Below are 23,992 nucleotides of genomic sequence, written 5' to 3'. Positions count from 1 at the left end.
CTTCGTTTAACCGCGGTCTGTCATCTGTGAATTACGTCGATAGACGTTTTTCTTATGATTTGTTTACCGCTGCTTCTTCGGCAGCATGCTTGCCTGCCGTATAACCGGTTGCAAAGGCGGCCGTAATATTGTAACCGCCGGTGTATCCGTGAATATCCAGAATTTCACCGCAGAAAAAGAGACCGGGCATCAGCTTGGATTCCATGCTTTTGGGCTGGATTTCCTTGAGGCTGACGCCGCCGCCTGTCACGAAGGCCTCCTTCAGCGAACGGGTGCCCGACGCGCGGAACGTGAACTTTTTAAGAATGGAGATAAAGGTTGTCAGCGCCGTTTTGGAGATACCGCTGCAGATCATGTCGCTGTCGATGGAGGATTTGGATAGCAGCAGGGGGATCATTCGTTCCGGCAGCATGCCCTTGAGCACGTTTTTGACGCTTTTCCTCGGCTCATCCTCCAGCCTTCCTTTGAGTTCGGCTTCAAGCTCCGCTTGGGAGCGGTCGGGGAACATATCGATGGCCATGTCCACATTCACGATTTCAAACTTCCGCTGCACCTGGAGGATGAACTGACTGCAGCGCAGCGCGATCGGACCGGACACCCCGAAATGGGTAAACAGCATATCTCCCCGGTGGGCAATCACTTTTTTTCCTTTCGGATTCCAGACGGACAGCTCGACATCCCGCAACGACAAACCTTGCAGCTCTTTAGAGGCAATAAAAGGCTCGGTGGAGACGATAGGCACTTCGGTTGGATACAGCTCCGTGATCGTATGTCCTGCCGCTTCAGCCCAAGGATACCCGTCTCCCGTCGAACCGGTTTGCGGCACAGACTGTCCGCCGGTTGCAATGATCACGCAGGAAGACTTGAACACTTCCCCGGATTTCAGTTCGATCCCGGCCGTCCGGCCGTTCTCATAGAGAACTCTTTTCACCGGACTGTTTGTCCGAATGTCGGTACCGAGCTCCTTCACTTTGCCAATCAAGGCATTCACGACACTGGAGGCTTTATCTGTCACAGGAAACATGCGCCCATTGTCTTCTTCTTTGAGGCGAATGCCGAGCCCCTCGAAAAAAGACATGATATCCTTATTGTTCCAATGCTGAAAAGCACTATATAGAAAACGGCCGTTTCCCGGGATGTTGGCAATCAATTCATCCTGTTCTTTAGCATTCGTCACATTGCATCTTCCGCCGCCCGAGATGCCAAGTTTACGGCCTAGTTTATCACCTTTGTCAATCAGCAGAACGGAAGCTCCTCTTTCCCCGGCAGCAACGCAGGACATCAGTCCGGAAGGTCCGCCGCCGACGACAATAATATCATAATCAAGCATGTTTGCTCTTAGCTCCTTTGGGGGTATATCAATTATTAGATGAATCTTATTATAAAGGATTTATGCGAATTATCCCAAACCTCATGAATAGGACATAGGATGGAGTTTACCCAGGCTTCGAAAGAGAAATTACAATATATTGTAATATGATGTCGCCTATGCTTTAATCAGAAATATTAGATGCGTTGTCCAATTGAGGTGATCGATCACTGTGCTGAGCCTATGGAAAGATATTTTGCTGCAAGTTTTGCTGTCTGGTACACTCATCTTTCATCTGCCGCTTCTCCTCGACAGACATCTAAAATGCCTGAACAAGAAGAATCCGGATGATCTGCTTCGATTTCGCAAACATATTGTCATGGCATGCGGAATCAGCACTGTATTATGTGTCTTGATCTCGGCCATGAACGATTATTACGTTCCGATCCATCTTGGCGTAATCCCGTTATTTTTAGGCATATTATATGGTAGTCGACATTCCGGGCTATATCTTGCAGCTATATATATCATAAGCCATGGGCTGATGAATGGATGGTCCATGATCGGCCTCATTCTAAATATGCTGATTCTGGGGTATTCGCTATTACCTTGGATTACCTCTAATTTCAGGAAAGGCTCTATGACCGAGAAAATTTGTTGGCTGTGGAGCGCCCTGATCCCGGCCATGCTGATTATCGTAGCCTCCCACGCGATTGAAGGAAAGGTCAACCATGATGTGCTGAATCCGGATACGATTCTGGTAACCATTCTGTATATGCTGATCGGCATTTTTTATTCTGGGATGATTGTGTACTGGATCGAATTAACCAATGAGCGTCTGGGCGCGGGCCAATATGATGTGAAGAACAGTGAGTGGTCATCTTTAACCAAAATGATGGAGATGATTCCTTTAGGGATGGTCGCGGTGGATCGAAGCGGCAATATCATCGCTTTTAATCAACCGCTTATCCGCAGCTTTCGAATCGCGTTTCCTAATCTGACAACCAAGGATGTCATCGGCAGACCGTTGTTTGACTTATTGGACGGCATGATTCAAAAGGAACATCTGCGCAGCCGGTTTCATAGAGCCATAGAAGGAATCGAAAGCACCGGCGAGATTATGCGAAGCGCTACCCGGGTGTATTCCACCGGCATCTATCCGCTTATACATAACGGGAACGGCGATATCTTGGGCGCGGTAGGTATTATGGAAGACATTACGGAGCTGGAGCGGCTTCGCACGGAATTTATTAATGTAGAACGTTTAAGTTTGGTTGGCCAAATGGCGGCAAGCATTACCCATGAGATTCGCAATCCGATGGCTGTCGTGCGTGGATTCTTGCAGCTGATGCAGGAGAAGAGTCCGGATACGCTGGACCATTATTACCGGATTGTCATGGAGGAGCTCGATCGGGCCAACGGTATCATCAGCGATTTTTTATCTCTCGCCCAAAACCGGGTTGCAGAGAAAGAAGAGTGTCACCTGCATGACATTATACATGAGCTCAGTCCCCTCTTGTGGGCTGATGCGAATTTGCGCGGCCAGAGCATTGAGCTGAAACTCGGAACCGAAATTCCTCATCTGCATCTGAATGCCAAGGAGATGAAACAGCTGATTCTGAACCTGTGCCGAAACGGGATGGAGGCTATGGACGACAAGGGGACGTTGACGATCGAAACCCGGCTCGAAGGGGATCAGGTCCAGCTTTATGTTGCGGATACGGGAATCGGCATCTCCGAGAATGAGCTGGAGCGTTTGTTTGAGCCTTTCTTTACGACGAAGAGCAAGGGAACGGGGCTGGGACTCGCCCTGTGCATGAGCATTGTACAGCGTCATCACGGGACCATTGATGTGAAGTCGAGGCTAGGGGAAGGAACGGTTTTCATTATTTCCTTTCCCGTCCACTCGTTCCCGCAAAGCTTGCCGGAAACCCAGAGCGCTGCCGCTTCCGAATAAACGGACTGGTAATTAGGCATTCTAAGGTAGAGCTTAGGGTAAAGGAGGGATTCGGATGAGTAAAAATGATTCCAAACAACAGGAGCAGCAGCAGCGTGAAAACAAAGAGCGCCGTGGCGAGCCCATCGTTGATAAGAAAAAAGATGGGGTAAACTATCCTGCTACCTAGTTCAAAGAATGGAACAATGAAAGACGGGCGGTATCCTATTTTGTGATGCTGCTCGTTTTGTATTTTCTTGCTTTCACTCTTTAGGGTTGTATAATATAGATATCGATGAGCAGTTATAATTCGAACAATCTTGTTTATATAAGGAGTGAAGCAGTTATGGGTATGTCTTTTGACCGATATATGCGCGATATGGTTCAACCGATGCGGGATGAGCTGACTAGCTTGGGAATCAAGGAGCTGACAACACCTGAAGAGGTGGAAGAAGTGCTTCCGGCAGCGAAAGGCACAACGTTGGTCGTTGTAAATTCCGTATGCGGATGCGCAGCTGGGCAAGCACGTCCTGGTGTAGCCATAGCGCTTGAGAACCAGGTGAAGCCGGATCATTTGTATACCGTGTTCGCTGGACAGGATAAGGAAGCAACGGCGAAAGCCCGCGAGTATTTTGCTCCGTATCCTCCATCCTCCCCATCGATTGCGCTGTTGAAGGACGGGGAATTGGTGCATTTTATTGAGCGTCATCAAGTGGAGAATCGTTCTGCAGAAGAAATCGCGGCGGATTTGACCGACGCATTCAATCGCTACTGCCAGTAATTCGGCAGTTACATAGGCCCCGAAGCATTCGGCATATTCCGAAGCCGCGGGGCTTTTGTTTTAGATATAGAATTTATAAGTTATCAGCTGCGCTGATGAAATTCTGTATCGCAAGAAAAACTTCCGCTAAATGCGGTCTGTCTTACGTCGATAGACGTTTTTCTTATATTAATGAAGCACTTCATAAAAGAGAGAACATACTGAAAGGAGTCATCTATCATGAGCCTACAAGAACAAATTATCGCCGAACTGGGTGTCAAACCTACCATTAATGTGGAGGAAGAGGTACGCAAGCGCGTTGATTTTCTGAAAACCTATGTGAAGAACTCGGGTACTTCCGGATTGCTGATCGCCATTAGCGGCGGGATTGATTCGGCCGTGGCTGCCGGTCTGTGTAAACGGGCTACTGACGAGCTTACGGAGGAGACCGGTAAGGAATACAAGACACTAGGGGTATTCCAGCCATACGGCGAGCAGGCTGATATTTCCGACAGCTACGCGACGGCGAAGGCCTTCGATTTGAAATATACCGTCGAGACCAATATCGAGGAAGCCGTGAACGAGGTTGCGCTGGAGGTTGAGCATGGCCTGAAGAATATCGGCGTCCATAAGCATATGAGCATTCCCGGCAAAGGCAATGTGAAGGCAAGGGTGCGTATGGTGGTACAATATGCGCTGGCGTTCGAACAGAATTTGATCGTTGTCGGCACGGATCATGCTTCCGAGGCGATTACCGGCTTCTATACCAAGTGGGGCGACGGAGCAGTGGACATTACGCCGCTGAGTTCCCTGAACAAGCGTCAGGTTCGTATGCTCGCATCCTATTTGGGGGTTCCGCAATCGATTCTGGACAAAGCGCCTTCTGCCGGCCTTTGGGAAGGTCAAACAGACGAGAAAGAGCTCGGAATCAGCTACGAGGATAACAGCGATTATCTGGAAGGCAAGACGATCAATCCTGATGTTCAGCAGAAGCTCGAGAGCTATTACAATAAAACCGCGCACAAGCGCAATACGATTCCAGGCATCTAACATACGAATATCCAGCAAATAGCCTTCCGGAGAAATCCCCTCCGGAAGGCTATTTATTTAGCGAGGCACTAGGTTAGGTGTACATGATGTTGTAGGTCGGTTTGAGAACGCCGTTGGCATATTGCTTCATATCGACCAGTTCGAGTCTTAACCGGGGTTTGACACTGCCGAACAACGGAACGCCGTCACCAACCATGACCGGGTTGACCTTTAATACAAGCTGATCGATCAGTTGATGCTGAAGCAGGCTTCCTGCCAATTCCCCGCCGCCGCACAGCCAGAGCTTGCCGTCTGTCCGTTGTTTGAGATTATGGATGTAAGGGATGGCGTCCTCCTTGACTAACTCAACTTCATCATTGGATTCGAATTCTAATGACCGTGAGAATATATAATGCTTGAGTCCTTTGTAACCAGGCTCCCCCGGCTTAGCCCCCATCTTAAATCCAAACTCATACGTTTTACCGCCCATCAGCACAGCCTCAAACTCCTGAATTTCTGCCAAGAAGTCCGGAACATGCTCCCCATCGAATAAAAAGAGAGTCCGGTCGATTCTCCCATCCATCATGGCTTGATCTGCGATAAAATAGTCAAGCGAAACGGCAACGTGATAAATCAATGAGCCCATAGTAAGCTTCCCCCTCACATCATGCTATTTTTTACAGTCTATATGGATAAAATTTGGAACACAACAATTTTATTTAATTCATGTTGTTGTAACACCGTTGGTCTCGCGTTGAGGTGCATCGACTGATACAATAAGTAGGAGTGTATTTTTTTGGACAGGAAGACTGGATCCATGAAGGAGAGCAGACGATTGTGATCTACGGAATCGGACATGACGTGCTGGACATGAAGCGAATGGAGATGTTAATGACGGGCCCGCATGGAGAGAGGTTCATGCAGCGCGTGCTTACGCAGGGCGAGCAGGTCATTGCCGCCGGTAAGGGGGCGAAACGCACGGAGTTTGTTGCCGGGCGCTTTGCTGCCAAAGAGGCGATATCCAAAGCCTTTGGCTCCGGAATCGGGGGTGTGGTCGGGTTTCGTGACATCGAAGTGCTGCCGGGTGCTCTTGGCAGGCCTGAGGCACGTTTATCCCAGGAAGCCTGGGACCGCCTTGGAATGAAGGAGTCCGCCCATTATGCGATTCATTTGACGATATCGCATCAGGCCACGCTGGCTTCCGCTTTCGCCGTGGTTGAGAAGATAAAGTAAGGATAACGAAGGAGATTATTTATAGATGCATAACAAGGAACGCAAACAATACTTCAGCCACGAGCTGTTGGATTGGTATGACATCAACAAAAGGGATTTGCCATGGCGCAGGCATCGCGATCCCTACTATATATGGGTATCTGAAATTATGCTGCAGCAGACCCGGGTGGACACGGTAATTCCTTACTTCCACCGGTTTATCGAACGATTTCCAACGATTCAGTCGCTTGCGGATGCGCCGGAGGACGATGTATTGAAATGCTGGGAGGGCCTCGGCTATTATTCCCGGGCACGCAACCTTCAGGCTGCCGCCAGGCAGGTGACAGAGCAGTATGGGGGCGTTATGCCGAGCGGCAAAGAAGAAGTGTCGGGACTTAAAGGCATTGGCCCATATACCTCGGGTGCCATTCGCAGCATCGCATTTAACATTCCTGCCGCAGCAGTGGACGGTAACGTCATGCGTGTGCTGTCCCGCTATTTTTTGATTGAAGAAGATATTATGAAGGTGAAAACCCGGACCAAGATGGAGGATCTCGTGCTGACGCTGGTTCCGGACGGACGAGCATCGGATTTCACCCAGGCGCTGATGGAACTGGGGGCGTTGATCTGTACGCCGAAGTCCCCCAAATGCCTGGTATGCCCGGTGATGGAGCATTGTACAGCACGGTTTGAGGGTAAAGAGGAGTCCCTTCCTATTAAGACGAAGGCGAAGCCGCCGCGTCCAGAATTCCGCCTTACGGCCATTGTAGAGGGTACCGGCGTGCACGAAGGGAAGATTCTGATCCGTAAGCGTCCATCTACCGGTTTATTGGCAGGGATGTGGGAGCTGCCGCATGTGATAGTACCGACCGAGGGGAGCGGCGTACCGGCCGCGATGACCGAGGAGTCAACGATGAGCCGCTTGAGGGATGCCTTACTGGAAGAAGGGATTCCGGTTCTGCCGATCGGCCATGTGATGGACGCTGAGCATACCTTTAGCCATATTCAATGGAATATGGGCGTGTACCGCTGTAAGTGGCACGAGGTGCCGCCGGCAGCCCTGCAAGCAGCAGAGAGTGCAGCGGCTTATGAGACAGGGGAGGAGAACTTTCGCTGGATTCACGTTCATGACATGGAACGCTACGCATTTCCGAATGTGTTCATTCGGATTTTGAACTCGTACTTCTCATCTTAAAGCCGAAAATAACCTTCTATGGGAGGATATCATGAGAAAACGGCTTGTAAGGAGTAGTGGAACTTTGCATAGCTGGAAGAATGCGCTTCTTTACATTTTTGGCATCGGGGTCTCCAATCTCGGGAATTGGATCTATCTGGTGGCCATTAATTTGCTTGTGCTGCATATGACAGGTTCTCCTGCGGCAGTGGCTGGATTGTTTATCATCCGTCCGCTCGCAACCCTGTTTACCAACTCCTGGGCGGGCAGTATGATTGACCGGGCGAATAAGCGGAAGCTTATGATCACTACCGATGTGATCCGGGGGGCTTTGATTGCCCTTATTCCCTTCATGTCCTCGGTTTGGGCCATCTACTGTATCATGTTTCTGATTAACGTGGCAGGGGCTTTTTTCGGGCCGACGTCCATGACGTATATAACGAAGCTGATCCCGGCAGAGGAACGTAAGCGGTTCAATGCATGGTCCAGCTTTACGACATCCGGTGCTGTGCTGCTTGGACCTGCCATATCCGGTCTCCTGATCGCTTATACGGACATTCGGATCAGTATCTTCATCAATGCCTTATCTTTTTTTATCTGCGCGTTTGTCATTTACTTCCTTCCCGATGTGGATGGAGGGGAGAGCACAGGTAATGGACGGGAAGCCATCACAATGAAGACGCTGCTTCGGGACTGGGCTGCGGTTATCGATTTCGGGAAAGCGGCGAAATATTTTATGCTCGTATACCTATTGTTTCAATCCGCCATGCTGCTCGGCTTCGCGCTCGATTCCCAAGAGGCCACCTTCATTAAACAGGTGCTGCTCCTCGGCGACGAGGATTACGGATTGCTCGTCAGCGTAGCCGGAGCGGGATATCTGGCCGGCTCAGCGGCTGCGTCTCTAACTGTCAAATGGCTATCGCTGCGCTTCTTTATCGGGGCTGGTGTGCTTCTCTCGAGTGCCGGGTATATGATCTTCTATGCCGCATCGGGCCTTCTGACGGCCGTTATCGGTTTTATCATATTTGGTTTCTTCTCTTCATATGCGAATGCGGGATATACCACTTTTTTTCAAAATCAGGTACCTATTGATCTGATGGGGCGCTTTACGAGCGTGACCCGCATGCTGGAAGGGATGCTGCAGATTCTCTTAACGCTTCTGCTCGGTTTCACTGCCGATGCCTGGCCGCTGCAGGTCGTATGCCTGATCGGTGCAGGTGCAGCCGTGCTGATCTCGGTCATCCTGCTCGCAGTCATCTATACGCCGTCCAAGGTCCGCGATTATGAGTCTGGCCCTCCACCCGCGGTAAATAACACGTAACAGCACGATATCGATATAAAAAGGCTGCTTTCGCGGTAGACAGGGTCTACAGCTGAAAGCAGCCTTTTTTGATATGATATCGGTTTTTAGTTAAGCGATATTATTTCGCGTTATCGTAACGTTTGCCGACTTCTTCCCAGTTTACTACATTCCAGAATGCGGAAATGTAATCAGGGCGTTTGTTTTGATACTTCAGGTAGTAAGCATGCTCCCAAACGTCCAGGCCGAGGAGAGGAGTTTGACCTTCCATGATCGGGCTGTCTTGGTTTGGCGTGCTGGTTACTGCCAGTTTGCCGTCTTTAACAACGAGCCAAGCCCAGCCGCTGCCGAAACGGGTTGTAGCCGCTTTTGCGAAATCTTCTTTGAATTTATCGAAGCCGCCGAGCTCGCTGTTGATGGCATCAGCCAATGCGCCAGTCGGTTGTCCGCCGCCGTTTGGTCCGATAACTTCCCAGAACAGGGAGTGGTTAGCATGGCCGCCGCCGTTGTTGCGAACCGCTGTGCGGATGCTTTCCGGTACAGCGTCAAGGTTAGCGATCAGATCCTCAAGGGATTTGCCTTGAAGCTCAGGGGCGTTCTCAAGAGCAGCGTTCAAGTTGGTTACGTAGGTATTATGGTGGCGATCATGGTGGATCTCCATCGTTTGTGCGTCGATATGAGGCTCGAGCGCGTCGTTTGCGTAAGGAAGTGCTGGTAATTGAAATGCCATAGTAAAAACCTCCTGTAAATTTAGTTTTTGGTTATGATGAAAGGGTCTTCCTTCATCAGGAAGTCTTTATCATCCCGGAGAAACGTAATATGTAATCCGGCTACACTACATATATTAAACCGTTTTGGGTGATTAAATCAACTTTTATGTTTGAAAAGTCGACAGAGGGCTAATTTATTGCACGATGGAACGTTGTTTCAGCGCAATGAATATTAATGGAAAACTTTTCTTTGAAATTTGTCGTTATATATATAGTCTTGAACAAATCTATGATTAAACGTCGATATAGAAGGGATATGTCGAGGTAGAAAGGGGTCGGTACATAACATGAATAGTACAAAGCTCAGAATGACTGCCATTCTGATGGCTGCCATTCTGGCTGCGGCACCGCAAGTGGAAGCTGCAGCATCTAAGACGCAGCCATCGCAAATCACGAAGTCGACTGCGCAGAAGGGTGCGGCGCTCGCCTGGAGCGTCAAACTTGGCAACAACGTCACGGCAAAGCTTGACCATGCCGACGTATGGCAGCAAACCGGCACGAATGTGGCGGTGTTTACACTGACTTATAAAAACGGAGGGAAAAGCGCAGCGCGCCTGGTATCTTATTTTCCCAAGGTGGTGCTTCCCGGAGGCTCGGTGACGGCAGCCAATCCCATTTCCAAGGATCTTACCAAGAAGAAGGTAGAACCCGGGCAAAGCCTGAGTGTAACCTACTATGCGAAGACCGATAGCAGCTCCTTGTCCGGCATGAAGCTGGTGATGGACGTATGGAATCCGCAGGTCAAAGGATACCTGCAGCGTGTCGGAACGTACAGGATGCCGGCCAACTATTCAGCCGCCGTACCGTCCGGTTCGAGCTCCAAGCTGCAAATGGGCGGCAGTCCGTTTACCGTACAGGCGGAATCATTGGAGATCATCAAGTATGACGGCAAAGTCATCGCCAAAGTCGGGATGTATATGACGAACCATGGCGGAAAGGTATGGAATGACCGCGGGTTCGAACCGTATTTGGTGACGGCAGGCGGCAGTTCATTCCTTCTGCGTCATGAGGCAGGGGCCGAGGGTGTGCCTGTTCAGCCGAAAGAAAAGAAACTGGTTTATTACATAACGGAAGTTCCCTCCTATCTTAAAACGGCAGGTTTACGTTTCTTGTGGACCGAAAACGATGAAACGCTGAAGCTGTCGTTGCCAGTTGCATCCTTCAAGCTGCCTGCGGCAACAGCTCCAAAGTGGGATGTCGCGGCTGGCGCGGCCAAGAAGTTGACCATCAAGGGCATTCCGGTCGATGCCAGAATCCGCCAGGCTTCGCTGCGCGCCGCCGGGGGACAGGGCATATGGAGTATCGAGATGGCCTTCAAGAACAAAGGGAAAAAATCGGTGGAGGTACCGGCATACGAGTATGCGATTAAAGCATCCGAAGGTTCCTACCATCCTTACACACCGGATAACAAGGCGGGTTTGACACTGCGTCCGGGTGAAGAGAAAACGATGGTGATGGAAATAACGCTTCCGCTTGATCTTAAGCAGGACCGGTTAAAGCTGCAAATGATCGGGGCATCCGGCCCGGTCAGCTCATCCAAACCGCCGGCGAGCTCGGGTGAGCCGGGCGGTGAGTCGACCGTCGAGGTCCAGGAGTCATTGACCCTGCCGATTGCATATTTTGCCATCCCTTACCAAACGGAACGCAAATCATCGATCGGCGTGGAGTACGACGCGCAGACGGCCAAAGGATTTGCATACACCCTGGAATCCATGCAGCGTCTGCCATGGCAGGATCAGGATCTGATCGTTGCGAAGCTGCGTCTGCGGAATACCCAGGAATCCAAATCGCTGCCGCTGCCTGAACTTAAAGTAAACGTCACAGCGGACGAAAAAACGACGCTGGCCGGTTCGGAGGTTATTGCGGAGGAGCAGGGTTCCCTGATTCCCCCGGGGTCATCAACCGAGGTATATGTCATGGCGCGAATCCCTTATACCAAGGATATCCGTTCGCTCCGCTTCGAGCTGTTTACGCAGCAGGATACGGCCAAAACGTCGTTCCTTACCATGACCACGTCCGGCATGACGCAGTCGATCAGCACCTTGGAGAAAGGGAAGCCGTATACGGTTACCGCGATTGGCAAGCGCGCAGAGGCGCAGGAACGGCGGACGGTCATCTATGAAGGCGTGGACTCGGACATTGTCTATTCCGAGTTCTTGCTGACCAGCAATGAACAGCGCCGCGTTCAAGCAGCAGTGCTGAAGGGGTATTTCCAAAGCACGGATGGCAAGATCTATGAAGCGGAAACCATTCAGCCGGAAGCCTCGCTCCAGCCGGGGTCCAAGCAGTCGATCGTCTTTTGGGCCAGAGTGCCGAAGGGGGCTGCAAGCGAACTGGGGCTTGCTCTGGGTACGGCAATGACCGGAGGCAAGCTTGCGGAGACGGGGAAAGACGCTACCGGTGTCATGGGCATGAAAAAATTGATGCTGAATCCGATCAGACCTGCCGTAAGCTCCGGACTGACGAACCTCGATTGGTATCCTTACCATGTTTCGGTTACGAAAGCGGTAGGACATCTGCAGGAGGGCAGTTCTTCCATTCCGCTGAATATCACGTTTGATGTAAAACGCAGCGAGAGCATCGTTGCGGCGGACTCCGGCCACAAGCTGATTTTGATCATCAAAGACAGCCTCGGACAGACACAGGAGCGTACGCTCACGCCTGGTACCGATATCCAGGTGCCGGGCACCCGGTCGGTGTCGATGGATCTGTCCGATGAGCAATACAAAAAACTTCGCGGCGGTTGGTTTAACTTAACCCTGGTGGACGAATTCCAGAATGAGCGGATCACGCTGGGCAGCCAAAGCTTCAATCTGATATTCACGCCTACTGCAGTTTCTGACGAGGAGAGTTAAATTAAGAACCGGAAAGGAATAGCGAACATGTTGCGTTTGGAAAATGTATCGCACAGCTTTAAGAACGGTAACGAAGTGTTAAAGGTGCTCCATAATATCCAGTTCGAAGTCCAGAAGGGAGAGATGATTGCCCTGCTGGGCAGTTCAGGGTCGGGCAAGTCCACGCTGCTCAACTTAATGGCAGGACTGATGAAGCCGACGGAAGGCCATATTTATATTGCCGATCAGGATATTGTCAAGTATGGGGAAAACAAGCTTGCTGTCTTTCGGCGCAAGCATATCGGATTTATTTTTCAGGCCTATGAGCTGATTCCGACGCTCACGGTTCGGGAGAACGTGGAGCTTCCCCTGGTCTTTCAATCCGTTTCTCCGTCCAAGCGCCGCAAGAAAGCGATGGAGCTGCTGGAGATGACGGGGATCGGCGATAAGGCTTCATTGTACCCGTCCCAGCTGTCAGGCGGACAGCAGCAGCGCGTCAGTATTGCGCGCTCGTTGATTACCGAGCCTTCCGTTATTTTTGCGGACGAGCCGACGGGTAACCTGGACACCAAGACGGAAGAGGAAATTATCCGAATCATGATGGCGCTGAACGAGTCCATGAAAACGACGTTTGTCATCGTTACCCATGAGATGGAAGTCGCTGCTCAAATGAAAAAAACGATTATGCTCCGTGACGGTTATTTGGTTCAGCCGGAGGACTATACAACGCCAACAGCAGGTCAACGGGGGCCAAACGCCCCCTCGTCCCTGTCTGGGGTCCCGGTTCATGCGGAGGAGGCAGGTGAGGTCAGCTGATAATTTTAGACAACATACGGCTGGCATGGGGACAGATCAAACGCCGTAAAGTGGTGACAGCCCTGTGCATGACCGGTATTTCGATTGGATGCGCGGCTATTATCGTAGCGATCAGCATTGGCAACGGCGCCCAGAATTATTTGGAGACGGAAATTATAGGCGGCATGAAGCTTGACGAAATTACGGTGACTCCGCAGGGCTCAAGCGGGCAAGGGGAAGGAAGCGGCCCCGCGGTCGGAGCTGACCGGGGATTGCTTACGGATGATAAGGTTCAGGTGATTCAAGGCTTTGATCATGTCAAATCCGTTATAGCCACCAAACAGCTCGGATATTTTAGAGCCATTTCGTCCGACAACCTGATCAACGACGGCTTCAACGTTGTGGCCGTGGACCTGTCGAAGCTCAAAGAGCAGGGTAACAGGTTCAAGGAAGGCGGCCCGCTTGATCAGATCGGTGCTATGGTGCTCAATTACGGAGCAACAACCGGATGGAAGGATGCAGAGACGAGCGAAAGATTGATGAATATGATCAATACCGATCCCAACAATCCGAAGATATGGGAAGAATATCAGATGTACGAGAGCACCGTATCGGAAATGAACGGTAAAAATATTCAGCTGGAGCAGATGGACGGTGACAAGAAACAGCTTAGCCCGCAGCTTTATGTTGGAGGCGTTCTGGACGTGCCTACGGGGAGAGATGCCCAGTTTGCGATCTACGATCGTCAGGCCTATATTTCCTTTGATACGGCGGAATGGCTAACAAACCATTTGAAACTGCAAAATGGGACAGCTTCGAAACAGCGGGTATACGATAGTCTAACCGTCAAAGTGGATGATCTGCAGCATATTAAACCACTCGAGGATCTGATCTCAAAGCTTGCGCTTAATGCGAGCGACAATCTGGCCATGCGTGATCAGGTCGCTTCCCAATTGGATACATTCAAAGCGATCGCTCTCGGCATCGGCGTATTTATCCTGTTATTAGCCTCGATATCGATCATCGTAGCGATGACGATGTCTACGCATCAGCGCCGCAGACAAATCGGCATCATGAAGGTTCTGGGGGCGAATATGCCGCAAATCCGCAACATGTTCATTGTAGAAGCCAGCCTGCTCGGTTTGCTTGGCGGATTGCTTGGCATCGTATTCGCATTTTTGATCATTAAGGGACTAAATTCATTCATTATGGCTTCGGCGGGCATGTCTGGGCTGCAAATTGCGGTTACGCTGGAGACGCTGCCGATCGGCATTGCATTCGCCGTGATGACCGGAATCTTCTCGGGGATCTATCCCGCGATCAGTGCAGCAAGAACGAACGCACTTCTGGCCATCAAGCGGGATTAGGATAATGAGTTTCGGAAAGGAAGCTAAATCGGTATGATAAAAAAAATCATAAAATGGACGGTTATCGTTGCCGTGCTGGGCTTGGTGGGATATTGGGGATATGGACAGGTGAAACCGAAAGAACCCGAGATTCCCATGATGGAAGAGCCGCAGGTCATCTCATTTCCCGTAACCGAGGAAAGCATCGTCTCGACCGTGCAGGTCAAGGGAACGTCCGAATACGGGCGGGAGACCAATGTGTACGCACCTTTTGAAGCGAAAGTGGAGTCTTGGAACGTAGAGAACGGCCAGCAGATCAAGAAAGGCGATGCGCTTTTTAAATTGGAGCAGACGGCCATTCGCCAGCAGCTTCAGCAGAAGGAAGCCGAGCTGCAGAAGCGGAAGCTGGAGCAGGAGCTGAAGGAGTTCACGTTAAATCAGGACCTCGATAACGCCCCGGCGTTAGGAACGGAGGCCGAGCGCCTTAAAATGCTGGCAGACCAGGAAAATGCGCGGCTGAGCAGTCAGCTGGACGAGGTTACCAACGATATTGAGCGCCAGACGCTGGCCGACTTGAATGACAGGCTGAAGAAAGCTACATACCTATCGCCTGCAACAGGCCTGTTTCTGTTTGATCCGACGCAGCAGCGGCCGCAATCGGTGACGGCGAACCAGTATATCGGCAAAATCGTCGACCTGGATTCTCTACGATTAGTGGCATATGTCGGGGAAAACGATATATTCAGCATTAAGCAGGACATGGCGGTTGAAGTAAAGCTGCCGTCCATCAAGGATCTAAAGCTGAAGGGAAAGGTGCTGGAAGTGGCCAAATTTGCCGAGACGACGGCTCAGGAGAAGCAAACCTCCCAGACACCGCAGTTTAAGGTGATCATCTCGCTGCCGAAGGAAGAGCGTTTGATCGGTGGGCTGACGTTAAACGGAGACATTGTAACCAAACGAAAAGATAAGGCGGTTGTGGTTCCTAAACTTGCCGTTATGACGGACGGAGGCACCTCCTATGTCATGGTGGACAAGGGAGGCGGCCAGATTGAACGGCAGGATATCGAGACCGGCTTGCAGACGTTGGATAAAGTCGAGGTTGTGTCCGGACTGAAAGTGGGCGACACCGTCGTTCTCCAGTAAATATGATGAACGAAAACACAGCGTTGCTCAATGGCACTTAGCCTAGAGAACGCTGTTGTTTTTTTTACTTGCCTATATCAACGGTAGGACTGGGAAAGTCCGGTTATTTATTAAAATATAGATCTCAATCAGAAAGAAAAAAATTAGGAAATAATGGGTGTGATTTTAACAGTGAGCTAATGGTTTAACAGCAGGAAACAAACCTGTCATTCAACAAAAATATGGAATATTATCCAGCTAAAAAGATGAAAACGCTTCATATAAAGCGCTTTCAGAAGAAAACTCGTGAATTTACGAGAAAGATGTGGTTTAATGGACAAGGAAAGAGGATTTTCGGGTTTTTTGTAGTAACATAAATGTCAGGTTTGCGTTAACGGAATACTAGATTTTTGTAAACCGGGTAAACCGCATCATGCTAACGAAAAGGGAGATTTTGAAATGCATGTTCGTTCCTTTCAGTTGAGTGACTGTAACCCCGTAACCGAGCTTCTGCAGATTGCTTTATCGGAAGAATGCTACGAAAACACGATGGAGCCCTTCTCCAGGCAGCTCGCTTGGGACTCCGATCTGATTATGGTGGCTGAAGAAAACGGTGAAATCGTTGGTGCCTTAATTGGTACGATCGAACGCAATCATGGTTGTTATTACCGCATTGCCATTCATCCCGACTATCGCAGAAAAGGGATTGGCAAAGCATTGATTTCGGCAATGGAACAGCGTTTTCAATCACGTAAAGTCAGTCGGATCATGGTAGCCGGAGACGAGCACAACGCCGCAGCCATGCCATTTTATGAAGCCATGGGATACGGTGCCAGCCAAATCCTGCGGTCGTTCCAGAAGCTCAGTATCCTTGGTCAATAGTAGTCGTGACGAGAGCGGTACATACGAGCGGGCGCAAACGGCGGCCTTAAGCTTCGACAGAGATAAGAAACGACATTTTTTCGATATGAAGCATATCTTTCAGCCGTTGCAAATGGGTGGGAGATATGCTTTTCTATTAATGTACCTTTTTTGAAGGTGCCGCCTTTGGTACCCGAAGGCGAAATCGAAGTAAAGTAGGTGTAGCATGGGACAAGTGATTTCTCCGGATTCAACTGAGCATGGCGAGAACAACGGACCTCAGAATCAACCTGGCAAGAAGAACGGCTGGGCTGCCGAGCTTTGGGATTGGGTAAAGACGATTGCGATTGCATTTGTTATTATGGTGCTTCTAAATATGTTTGTGTTCAACCTTTCTATGGTTAAAGGTGAATCTATGCAGCCGACACTGGTAGCATCGGAGCGGCTGTTTATTAATAAAGTGGTATATCGCTTTGCCGAACCGAGCCATGGCGATGTCATTGTGCTTAAGGACCCGAGTGATGGCCCGGATAAGAAGGAATTTCTTGTAAAGCGTGTCGTCGGCGTACCTGGGGACACCATTGAGGTAAAGGACCAGAAGCTGTACGTTAACGGAGTTGCACAGCAGGAAGGATATACCGATGTCCCGATCGAGGACCCGGGCTTTGAGCCCATAACCCTGGAAGAGGGCCGCTACTTCGTTATGGGAGATAACCGTCATCTTGGAAAGAGCAAGGACAGCCGCATGTTCGGCAGCGTGAAGGAAAGCGACATCGTGGGCAGGGCTGAATTCATTTTCTGGCCGTTGTCCGAGATCAAAAAGCTGTAGCTGAAAAGACAGAACATCATCCCAGGAAAGGAGGCGCTGGAGAATGACCTACACACTCGGCTCGTATGCTCCTCCGCCTTCGGTATGGGAGGAGCTCAAGCAGGAGCTTAAAGCCGTTGCACCGGAGCTTGGCATTGATGATATCGGCTTTGCTTCGGCGGAGCCGTTCGAATCCTTGAAGGGAATATTGCAAAACCATCGGGATAAAGGGTATGAGTCGGGCTTTGAGGAGTCGGATCTGGATAAGCGGGTTACTCCGGCCCTTCCCGGTACGAAGCCGAAGTCCCTGATTGCCATTGCCATAACGTACCACTCCAAGATGGAGAACCCGCCCAAATCGGAGCCTGGCAAGTACAGGGGGATTATGGCGCGGTCTGCATGGGGAAGGGATTATCATCAGGTGCTCCGGGAGGCCATGAGCCGCCTGGAGGAATACATTAAAGAACGCGTGCCGGATGCGAAGCTTGAAAGCATGGTGGATACGGGCGCGCTTGTTGACCGGGCGGTTTCGCAGCGAGCCGGGATTGGCTTTAGCGCTAAGAACTGCGCGATCATCTCTCCGAAGTTCGGTTCCTGGATATTCCTCGGCGAAATGGTGACCAATATTCCGTTTCCGCCGGATACGCCGGTAACCGAGGACTGCGGGGAGTGCACCAAGTGCATTGACGCCTGCCCAACCGGCGCGCTTGTCGGTCCCGGGCAGCTGAATGCCCAGCGCTGCGTTTCTTTTCTAACCCAGACCAAAGGGTTTCTGGACGAAGAAGCCATGCGCAAGATCGGTAACCGCCTGTACGGCTGTGATACCTGTCAAATTGTTTGTCCGAAGAACCGGGGCAAGAATTGGACTCATCAAGAGGACTTTAAGCCCGATCCTGAAAAAGCCAAGCCGCTGCTCCTGCCCATCCTGGATATGACCAACCGGGAATTCAAGGAGGCATTTGGAGATACTTCGGCCGCTTGGCGCGGCCGAAAGCCGATACAGCGCAATGCTGTCATCGCGCTTGGCAACTTTAAAGATATTTCAGCCGTACCGAAGCTGAGCGAGGTACTGCTGAAAGACCCGCGCCCGGAGCTGCGGGGAACCGCTGCATGGGCTCTGGGCCGTATTGGAGGCGAAGAAGCGTTGAACAACTTAGAGAAAAGCATGAAATCAGAAGGGGATTCCCAAGTACGAGATATGCTGCAGCAAGCCTTGAATAAACTGAATAAACCGACTGAGAAAGAAGCGCCTGCCGGAGCTGCGGCTGATGCTTCAAGCGCTGGCACTCCTGCTGCGGGCTCCTCTAATGGGGACAAGCCGGAACAGGAAAGTCCTGTAATTCAGGGAGTTGAGCCGATGGCCATCCCTGAAGGAGGACCGGAAATGCTGTATTACGATGAACTTCAATCTCCGATTGGACCGCTGACGGTCTGCGCAACGGAGAAGGGATTATGTCTTATTGAATTTGGCAGCTTCTACGTGAAGGAGGCGGTCATTCAGCAGTGGTCACGGACCTGGGCCGGTAACGGCGGCTACCAGCGTGACGAGGCAAGATTAGCTCCTGCGATCACGCAGTTGAAGCAGTATTTTGCAGGGGAGTTAAAGGCGTTTGACGTACAGCTGGACATGCGCGGAACCTCATTCCAATTGCAGGTATGGGAAGCGCTGAAGTCCATTCCGTATGGAACGGTTTGTTCCTATAAGGATGTGGCCGAATCCATTGGGCGTCCTAAAGCGGTCCGTGCCGTAGGCGGAGCGAACAACAAGAACCCGGTACCGATCATCGTGCCATGTCATCGTGTGGTAGGTGCTGACGGAGCTCTCATCGGATATGCCGGCGGGCCGGAGATCAAACGCACTCTGTTAACGATTGAAGGAGCTATGCCAGGCCGAAAAGGGTCGTAATGGATACAATATGCATGACTAGGACCGCTTGCTGCGATGGATCCGTTATTTTCATTTGCTGTGGCGAAAAGGACATGCTATGATAGGTTCGTATATGCGCCATTAAATGGTAAATATTAGTATAATAGAAGGTGGTCAAGTGATGGATATAGTCATTCCGATTATTACATTGATCGTGGGTCTGGTTGGCGGATTTTTCATCGGCGTATTCTATCTCCGCAAGCAATTGGAGAAGATGCAGAACGATCCGCAAATGCTGCAGAAGATGGCAAAACAAATGGGCTATAACATGAACAGCAAGCAAATGCAGCGCGCACAGCAAATGATGAAAAATCAGCCTATGCCAGGTAAAGGGCAAGGACGTAAACGCAAATCATAATGAAAAAAAAAGCCCGCTCCCGTCTAAATGGAATGACGGAGGGGCATTTCTATTTAAAAAGGCCGCTAACAGCGGTTATAAGTCAACCGTTTGCTTTTTCTATGGAACGAAAAAGGGGGATGTACTGTGGCGGGTGTAAAGGATTATGTGAACAATAAAGTAGGCGATAACCGGGAGCAGATCGAGTACCATGTAGAGCAAATATTAAAACTGATCGGTGAAGATCCCAAGCGTGAGGGACTCCTTGAGACACCGGCCCGTGTGACGCGGATGTATGAGGAGATCTTTGCGGGGTACGAAGTGGATCCCAAGGATGTTCTCGGGGTTACCTTTGACGAGAATCATGAGGAACTGGTTATCGTGAAGGATATCGTATATTACAGCCAGTGCGAGCATCATATGGCGCCGTTCTTTGGCAAAGTCCATATCGGTTATGTCCCTAGCGGCAAAATCGCCGGCTTGAGCAAGCTGGCGCGTCTGGTAGAGGCGGTTACCCGCCGTCTTCAGGTGCAGGAGCGCATTACCTCGCAAATCGCTGACATCATGGTGGAGGCGCTGCAGCCAAACGGCGTGATGGTCGTTGTGGAAGGCGAGCATCTGTGCATGTGCGCGCGTGGTGTGAAGAAGCCGGGCAGCAAAACGGTCACGTCAGCTGTACGCGGTTCCTTCCAGACTGATTCTGCACAGCGTTCAGAATTTCTGTCTTTGATTAAAGACTAAGCAGGATCCAGACTATTGAAAAAGGCTTCGCCCACGGAGGCGAAGCCTTTTTTTGTACTTAATAACGAAAGCGAGCTCATATGATGATCGAAACAAGGCAAGGGTTCCTCAAGAAGCGCCATCTACTTGTTTCATATACTGCACATATTGGATGAGTGCGTGTTTTTGCTCCTCGATATCCCGAATGCGACGGGACATCTCCATGAAGAAGGTTTCAATCTGATTGCGCAGCACATTGGCGGATTGTCCCTTCCAATCCTGCAGACGGGCGTACATGACCCGTGCCTCCTGTTCATCGGCCCGAATGGCTGCCAGCAGTCCTGACAGCTCGCGTTCGGCTTGAAGCAAATCATCCAGCTCCAGCAGAATCTCTCGACTCATCTCCATCCCTCCCGGTAGTTTTCGTATTGATGTTTACCCGCTGTTGTCTGTCCGTTCAAATAAATCCGCTTTGAATTTAATATACTGAACGATGTCGGTGGTATGCTGCAGATGCCATTGACTCATCGACATGATAGATGTATCCAGCTGCTGGACAATCGGCTGCAGACGTCTGCTGTGGCTGGAGAACATGTATTTGGAGAGACGCTGCCGGATTCCTTGGATTTCGGCATCACTTTGATGGGCGTGTGCTCTCCATTTCTCGGCAACGCTTCGCAGCTCGGCAGGGGTTACCTGGATGGTACCGGAGGAGCCTCCGACGGAGCCGCCCAGGGCTCCCAGCGAGCCGCCCAAACCTAAGCCCAAATTGCTCAGCGGTCCGCCAAGACCAAACAAGAGATTGCTGTGGGCAGGGATTCTGGGCGAATCCACGGCTTTATCGGTAGCACCGTCATAAAGACGGTTCGAAATGTAGCCATCCTCGAATCGATAGCGGTCAAGCTGATGATAATTGGGGCCGCCCAGTGTATTATCAATTTTTTCTTTTATGCTGAGACCGTCATTGGCGTCTTTATAACTGGAGTCTATGTAATAGGTAGAACCGACGTGGCCATCGAAGCCGCCGAGCGCGCCGCTGGCAATAATGTCGCCGGGATGGGCGAAATTAATGATTTGTGAATCGTATTCCCCGTTCTCTGCCTTTCTTCTGGCTTCAGGGGAGAGGCTTCCGATGACCGACGGAGCACTGAAGGTGACGGCCGACATGCCCGTATAGGCGGCAGCATATTGTGCGTTGGCTCCCCCTAGGGAGTGACCCGTGAGGGTGAAATCAACACCCTTGTATTTCTCCTTCATTTCCAGCGCATAATCCTCGGCTTGATACAACTGGTTGGTTCCCATTATATCCGTTTTTTTATCGATCTGCCGCGATTGTTCACCGAACCAATCCGTGACATCGTTAATCCCCGTGGCTTCTTTGACTTTGTCTACTTGGTCCGCCCAAGGTGGCCGGAATTCCGGGATTTTTCTTTTGATCTCTTCAATACCAATGTCCGCATCGGCCAAATAATCGGGCAGTGCATGGGATAAGTCTTTGCCTGCCTCGGTGCCCCGGTAAGCGATAACGGCCTGATTCGTTTCCTTGTTGTAAAAAGTTACCGCATCAAAACCTGATATGCTGTTGCTCTTATAGTCCTCAAGGACCTCCCACCCAGGCAAGTCCTCAACGGTATCTTCTTTTTTCAGATCGAGATAAGCCGCTTCTGACATCAATCGGTACGTCTCGTCATCCACTTGCGGTGAACTCAAATATACTCCCTCCTTAACATGACCCAGCAGGATCAGAACCTTTAGTTACAGCCAAAAGGCAGCATAACCCATCACTCGCCCTTAATCGCTTTTCTGAGCTCCGGGTTCATTACGAAATTGGATGTCTCGCCTGTGTTGAAATCAACGGATATTTTAAAGGTTTGTTCCGGATGATCTACTACAAACCCCTCAAGGTTGACCTTGTCCGCTACGATCGAAGGCATCATCTCTTCTTTGGTAATCTCGACATCCAAGTTGTATTTCTCTTTAAAATGCTCAACGGCTGTGGTTTTAGCCTTCGTTATGACTTCATCCGAGCTGTCGTCTGTATTGGCTTGGTTATTGTTCACTGGCTGGCATCCTCCAACAATTAAAATGATAAGCACAAAAGCAAAAATGAAAACACGTGATTTGAACCTACTGTTCACACTGACCCATCCCTTCAGTGGTGATGTTCTGCTCTTACAGGCAAGCTGAATCTTGCAGTACTGGTTTGGAGCGCATCGTTTCTCTTCGTTTCGCCTTAGGCAATGTAGAAGCGGCACATCGACCTTACTGTCATATCATAATCCAGCATATGGTAGTGTTCAACCGATTAAATAACCAGATATGTGGTAAAAAAGACCTAACAATAGGCTCGGTTACTCCGGAGCTTGAATAATCTTGTCCAATTCTGGACTCATGACCAAGCGCCGGTTTCAAGCAAGCGTACCCCCTGAATAAGGATAAACCCTCCTTAAGCTCCATCATGAAGTAAGGAGGGCTATAGACATCATACCCAATATTATCCAATGTGAAGCAACCCAGCAAGGCTTTGATTTAAAAAGGCTTCCATTTCAGCTCACTGGCATGCTTGAAACGCTCCGCAACCGCTGGCCAGTAGACCACGTTCCACCAATCCTTGATGTAATCCTTGCGTTTACTTTGATGTTTGAGGTAGTAGGCGTGCTCCCATACATCCAGTGCCAGAAGAGGTACGACGTCCCACTGGGAGAGATTCTGATGCTTCTCGGCCTGCAGAATTTCCAGTCGATGGCTGCGCGGATTCCAGACGAGGATCGCCCATCCGCCGCCTTCCACTTTGTCTGCCGCTTCGGAGAAGTGCCTTTTAAAGCGATCGAAACTTCCGAAATCCTTCTTGATCTGCTGGGCAAGCTCCCCGCCCGGTTCACCACCGCCCTGCGGGTTCATAATGTCCCAGAAGATCGTGTGCAAATAGTGGCCAGCACCGTGAAAAGCCAACTCGCGTTCCCAATGCTTCACCAGCTCGAAATCGCCGCTTTTTCTGGCCGCCTCCAGTTTTTTCTCCGCTTTGTTTAAACCGTCGACGTAGCTTTGGTGATGGATATCGTGATGAATCCGCATGGTTTTCTCGTCGATATGAGGCTCCAGCGCATTATATGCGTAAGGGAGCGGAGGAAGGCGATGCCCGCCAATCGGTACGGGCTTGCCGCTGTCTCCCATGCCTTGAATGGACAGATCAGCCTCAGAGCGAGATGGCGGTGGGGAAGAGGCCTCGTGAAGCGTCATGGATTGCACCGGCATCTCCACATCCATAAATCTCTCCAGCGCTCCAGCGGAGTTGAGCGTCTCCAGCGCGTTCAGGAAGTATTCGGATTCCCGAATCACATGGTGCAGGACCGTGCTGGCGAGCGGCACTTTCCGAACAGCCTCACTATGTTCCTTCAATCCATGCAGTTGGCGAATGAACTCTCTGGATTGCTCGCAGGAAGCGCGCAGCAGCTGTTCGACCTGGGCCAGCACCTGCGGCGAAGGAGGCCCCTCATAACGAAGAATGTGGCGCAGAAGTTCGTCTGCTGCTTTTTCCGTGTCGGAGAATACCACGGCCCATTGATCCAGCATTTTGACATAGTCCGGCTCCAGATCCGGCACAACGGCTTTGATGAGCCCGGTATGCTTCCTCTCCTGATGCTTCCAATATCGAATCTCTTCGAGTAATCGTACCGGGAGCTTCGCTCCGTAAATAAATAACATGTCCGTTCCCTCCAGTATCAGGTTCACTAAACACACTATATTCACGT

At 50.6% G+C, this 23,992-nt stretch carries 22 protein-coding genes; 15 read left to right on the top strand and 7 right to left on the bottom strand.

Annotated features, from left to right (window positions below; genetic code table 11):
* Nucleotides 1–52: 52 nt before the first annotated feature.
* Entirely contained in the window at nucleotides 53–1,330 is a 1,278-nt protein-coding gene (locus DP091_RS25225; protein WP_113060833.1) for a BaiN/RdsA family NAD(P)/FAD-dependent oxidoreductase, read from the bottom strand.
* Nucleotides 1,331–1,541: 211 nt separating this feature from the next.
* Here DP091_RS25225 and DP091_RS25220 point away from each other — a divergent pair, with 211 nt between their 5' ends.
* The 3 genes from DP091_RS25220 (at nucleotide 1,542) to nadE (ending at nucleotide 5,055) form a co-directional block, all read left to right on the top strand.
* Nucleotides 1,542–3,266 carry an ATP-binding protein gene (locus tag DP091_RS25220; RefSeq protein WP_113060832.1) on the top strand — a complete coding sequence of 575 codons (1,725 nt, stop codon included), beginning with the start codon at nucleotides 1,542–1,544 and terminating at the stop codon, nucleotides 3,264–3,266.
* 325 nt (nucleotides 3,267–3,591) lie between these two features.
* Complete coding sequence (locus DP091_RS25215) at nucleotides 3,592–4,026, top strand: BrxA/BrxB family bacilliredoxin (RefSeq protein ID WP_071220893.1); 435 nt, start codon at nucleotides 3,592–3,594, stop codon at nucleotides 4,024–4,026.
* A gap of 219 nt (nucleotides 4,027–4,245) precedes the next feature.
* Nucleotides 4,246–5,055 (top strand): ammonia-dependent NAD(+) synthetase, encoded by an 810-nt coding sequence (nadE, locus tag DP091_RS25210; RefSeq protein WP_071220892.1) that lies wholly within the window; start codon nucleotides 4,246–4,248, stop codon nucleotides 5,053–5,055.
* Nucleotides 5,056–5,128: 73 nt separating this feature from the next.
* On the opposite strand, the gene DP091_RS25205 is transcribed toward nadE, so the two are convergent.
* Complete coding sequence (locus DP091_RS25205; RefSeq protein ID WP_113060831.1) at nucleotides 5,129–5,680, bottom strand: dihydrofolate reductase family protein; 552 nt, start codon at nucleotides 5,678–5,680, stop codon at nucleotides 5,129–5,131.
* A 191-nt stretch (nucleotides 5,681–5,871) separates the two neighbouring features.
* Here DP091_RS25205 and acpS point away from each other — a divergent pair, with 191 nt between their 5' ends.
* From acpS to DP091_RS25190, 3 genes are all read left to right on the top strand, one after another.
* Nucleotides 5,872–6,267, top strand: coding sequence for a holo-ACP synthase (gene acpS / locus DP091_RS25200; RefSeq protein ID WP_113060835.1), 396 nt, complete (start codon nucleotides 5,872–5,874; stop codon nucleotides 6,265–6,267).
* A gap of 25 nt (nucleotides 6,268–6,292) precedes the next feature.
* Nucleotides 6,293–7,441: an A/G-specific adenine glycosylase gene (gene mutY, locus DP091_RS25195; RefSeq protein ID WP_113060830.1), complete on the top strand. Its 1,149-nt coding sequence runs from the start codon at nucleotides 6,293–6,295 to the stop codon at nucleotides 7,439–7,441.
* Between the two features lie 64 nt (nucleotides 7,442–7,505).
* Entirely contained in the window at nucleotides 7,506–8,741 is a 1,236-nt protein-coding gene (locus DP091_RS25190; RefSeq protein WP_113060829.1) for an MFS transporter, read from the top strand.
* 100 nt (nucleotides 8,742–8,841) lie between these two features.
* On the opposite strand, the gene DP091_RS25185 is transcribed toward DP091_RS25190, so the two are convergent.
* Nucleotides 8,842–9,450, bottom strand: coding sequence for a superoxide dismutase (locus DP091_RS25185; RefSeq protein WP_100540176.1), 609 nt, complete (start codon nucleotides 9,448–9,450; stop codon nucleotides 8,842–8,844).
* A 327-nt stretch (nucleotides 9,451–9,777) separates the two neighbouring features.
* Between DP091_RS25185 and DP091_RS25180 the strand changes: the two genes are divergently transcribed.
* The 9 genes from DP091_RS25180 to folE all read left to right on the top strand — a co-directional run bounded on the left by DP091_RS25180 (nucleotide 9,778) and on the right by folE (nucleotide 20,261).
* Nucleotides 9,778–12,345, top strand: coding sequence for a hypothetical protein (locus DP091_RS25180; RefSeq protein WP_113060828.1), 2,568 nt, complete (start codon nucleotides 9,778–9,780; stop codon nucleotides 12,343–12,345).
* A 27-nt stretch (nucleotides 12,346–12,372) separates the two neighbouring features.
* Nucleotides 12,373–13,140: an ABC transporter ATP-binding protein gene (locus DP091_RS25175; protein ID WP_113060827.1), complete on the top strand. Its 768-nt coding sequence runs from the start codon at nucleotides 12,373–12,375 to the stop codon at nucleotides 13,138–13,140.
* Nucleotides 13,141–13,190: 50 nt separating this feature from the next.
* Nucleotides 13,191–14,486: an ABC transporter permease gene (locus DP091_RS25170; RefSeq protein ID WP_113060826.1), complete on the top strand. Its 1,296-nt coding sequence runs from the start codon at nucleotides 13,191–13,193 to the stop codon at nucleotides 14,484–14,486.
* Nucleotides 14,487–14,519: 33 nt separating this feature from the next.
* Entirely contained in the window at nucleotides 14,520–15,608 is a 1,089-nt protein-coding gene (locus DP091_RS25165) for an efflux RND transporter periplasmic adaptor subunit (protein ID WP_113060825.1), read from the top strand.
* Nucleotides 15,609–16,046: 438 nt separating this feature from the next.
* Complete coding sequence (locus DP091_RS25160) at nucleotides 16,047–16,469, top strand: GNAT family N-acetyltransferase (RefSeq protein ID WP_012819018.1); 423 nt, start codon at nucleotides 16,047–16,049, stop codon at nucleotides 16,467–16,469.
* A gap of 205 nt (nucleotides 16,470–16,674) precedes the next feature.
* Nucleotides 16,675–17,277, top strand: a complete 603-nt coding sequence (gene lepB / locus DP091_RS25155; protein WP_113060824.1) for a signal peptidase I — start codon at nucleotides 16,675–16,677, stop codon at nucleotides 17,275–17,277.
* Between the two features lie 43 nt (nucleotides 17,278–17,320).
* Nucleotides 17,321–19,162 (top strand): tRNA epoxyqueuosine(34) reductase QueG, encoded by a 1,842-nt coding sequence (gene queG, locus DP091_RS25150; RefSeq protein ID WP_113060823.1) that lies wholly within the window; start codon nucleotides 17,321–17,323, stop codon nucleotides 19,160–19,162.
* 142 nt (nucleotides 19,163–19,304) lie between these two features.
* The gene (locus DP091_RS25145; protein ID WP_009594912.1) at nucleotides 19,305–19,541 is read left to right on the top strand and encodes a YneF family protein; all 237 of its coding nucleotides are present in this window, start codon (nucleotides 19,305–19,307) and stop codon (nucleotides 19,539–19,541) included.
* A gap of 126 nt (nucleotides 19,542–19,667) precedes the next feature.
* Nucleotides 19,668–20,261 (top strand): GTP cyclohydrolase I FolE, encoded by a 594-nt coding sequence (folE, locus tag DP091_RS25140; protein WP_113060822.1) that lies wholly within the window; start codon nucleotides 19,668–19,670, stop codon nucleotides 20,259–20,261.
* Between the two features lie 108 nt (nucleotides 20,262–20,369).
* Here folE and DP091_RS25135 read toward each other — a convergent pair whose 3' ends face one another.
* The 4 genes from DP091_RS25135 to DP091_RS25120 all read right to left on the bottom strand — a co-directional run bounded on the left by DP091_RS25135 (nucleotide 20,370) and on the right by DP091_RS25120 (nucleotide 23,945).
* The gene (locus DP091_RS25135) at nucleotides 20,370–20,642 is read right to left on the bottom strand and encodes a hypothetical protein (protein WP_113060821.1); all 273 of its coding nucleotides are present in this window, start codon (nucleotides 20,640–20,642) and stop codon (nucleotides 20,370–20,372) included.
* Nucleotides 20,643–20,675: 33 nt separating this feature from the next.
* Entirely contained in the window at nucleotides 20,676–21,950 is a 1,275-nt protein-coding gene (locus DP091_RS25130) for a Tle-like phospholipase domain-containing protein (RefSeq protein WP_113060820.1), read from the bottom strand.
* A 71-nt stretch (nucleotides 21,951–22,021) separates the two neighbouring features.
* A complete protein-coding gene (locus tag DP091_RS25125; RefSeq protein ID WP_071220877.1) occupies nucleotides 22,022–22,300 on the bottom strand; it encodes a hypothetical protein in 279 nt (92 codons plus the stop codon).
* A 469-nt stretch (nucleotides 22,301–22,769) separates the two neighbouring features.
* Nucleotides 22,770–23,945 carry a Fe-Mn family superoxide dismutase gene (locus DP091_RS25120; RefSeq protein WP_113060819.1) on the bottom strand — a complete coding sequence of 392 codons (1,176 nt, stop codon included), beginning with the start codon at nucleotides 23,943–23,945 and terminating at the stop codon, nucleotides 22,770–22,772.
* Nucleotides 23,946–23,992: the final 47 nt, after the last annotated feature.

This window comes from Paenibacillus sp. MDMC362 (assembly GCF_003269305.1).
In the GTDB taxonomy this organism is placed as follows: domain Bacteria; phylum Bacillota; class Bacilli; order Paenibacillales; family Paenibacillaceae; genus Paenibacillus_AQ.
Note: the sequence above shows the minus strand (reverse complement) of the source record. Positions and strands in the feature narration are given on the sequence as shown.

What these genes read in the sequence shown, in the direction of transcription:
- DP091_RS25225 (WP_113060833.1), bottom strand. Translation starts at nt 1,330, where the DNA reads ATGCTTGATTATGATATTATTGTCGTCGGCGGCGGACCTTCCGGACTG.
- DP091_RS25215 (WP_071220893.1), top strand. Translation starts at nt 3,592, where the DNA reads ATGGGTATGTCTTTTGACCGATATATGCGCGATATGGTTCAACCGATG.
- nadE (WP_071220892.1), top strand. Translation starts at nt 4,246, where the DNA reads ATGAGCCTACAAGAACAAATTATCGCCGAACTGGGTGTCAAACCTACC.
- DP091_RS25205 (WP_113060831.1), bottom strand. Translation starts at nt 5,680, where the DNA reads ATGGGCTCATTGATTTATCACGTTGCCGTTTCGCTTGACTATTTTATC.
- mutY (WP_113060830.1), top strand. Translation starts at nt 6,293, where the DNA reads ATGCATAACAAGGAACGCAAACAATACTTCAGCCACGAGCTGTTGGAT.
- DP091_RS25185 (WP_100540176.1), bottom strand. Translation starts at nt 9,450, where the DNA reads ATGGCATTTCAATTACCAGCACTTCCTTACGCAAACGACGCGCTCGAG.
- DP091_RS25180 (WP_113060828.1), top strand. Translation starts at nt 9,778, where the DNA reads ATGAATAGTACAAAGCTCAGAATGACTGCCATTCTGATGGCTGCCATT.
- DP091_RS25175 (WP_113060827.1), top strand. Translation starts at nt 12,373, where the DNA reads ATGTTGCGTTTGGAAAATGTATCGCACAGCTTTAAGAACGGTAACGAA.
- DP091_RS25165 (WP_113060825.1), top strand. Translation starts at nt 14,520, where the DNA reads ATGATAAAAAAAATCATAAAATGGACGGTTATCGTTGCCGTGCTGGGC.
- DP091_RS25160 (WP_012819018.1), top strand. Translation starts at nt 16,047, where the DNA reads ATGCATGTTCGTTCCTTTCAGTTGAGTGACTGTAACCCCGTAACCGAG.
- lepB (WP_113060824.1), top strand. Translation starts at nt 16,675, where the DNA reads ATGGGACAAGTGATTTCTCCGGATTCAACTGAGCATGGCGAGAACAAC.
- queG (WP_113060823.1), top strand. Translation starts at nt 17,321, where the DNA reads ATGACCTACACACTCGGCTCGTATGCTCCTCCGCCTTCGGTATGGGAG.
- DP091_RS25145 (WP_009594912.1), top strand. Translation starts at nt 19,305, where the DNA reads ATGGATATAGTCATTCCGATTATTACATTGATCGTGGGTCTGGTTGGC.
- DP091_RS25135 (WP_113060821.1), bottom strand. Translation starts at nt 20,642, where the DNA reads ATGAGTCGAGAGATTCTGCTGGAGCTGGATGATTTGCTTCAAGCCGAA.
- DP091_RS25120 (WP_113060819.1), bottom strand. Translation starts at nt 23,945, where the DNA reads ATGTTATTTATTTACGGAGCGAAGCTCCCGGTACGATTACTCGAAGAG.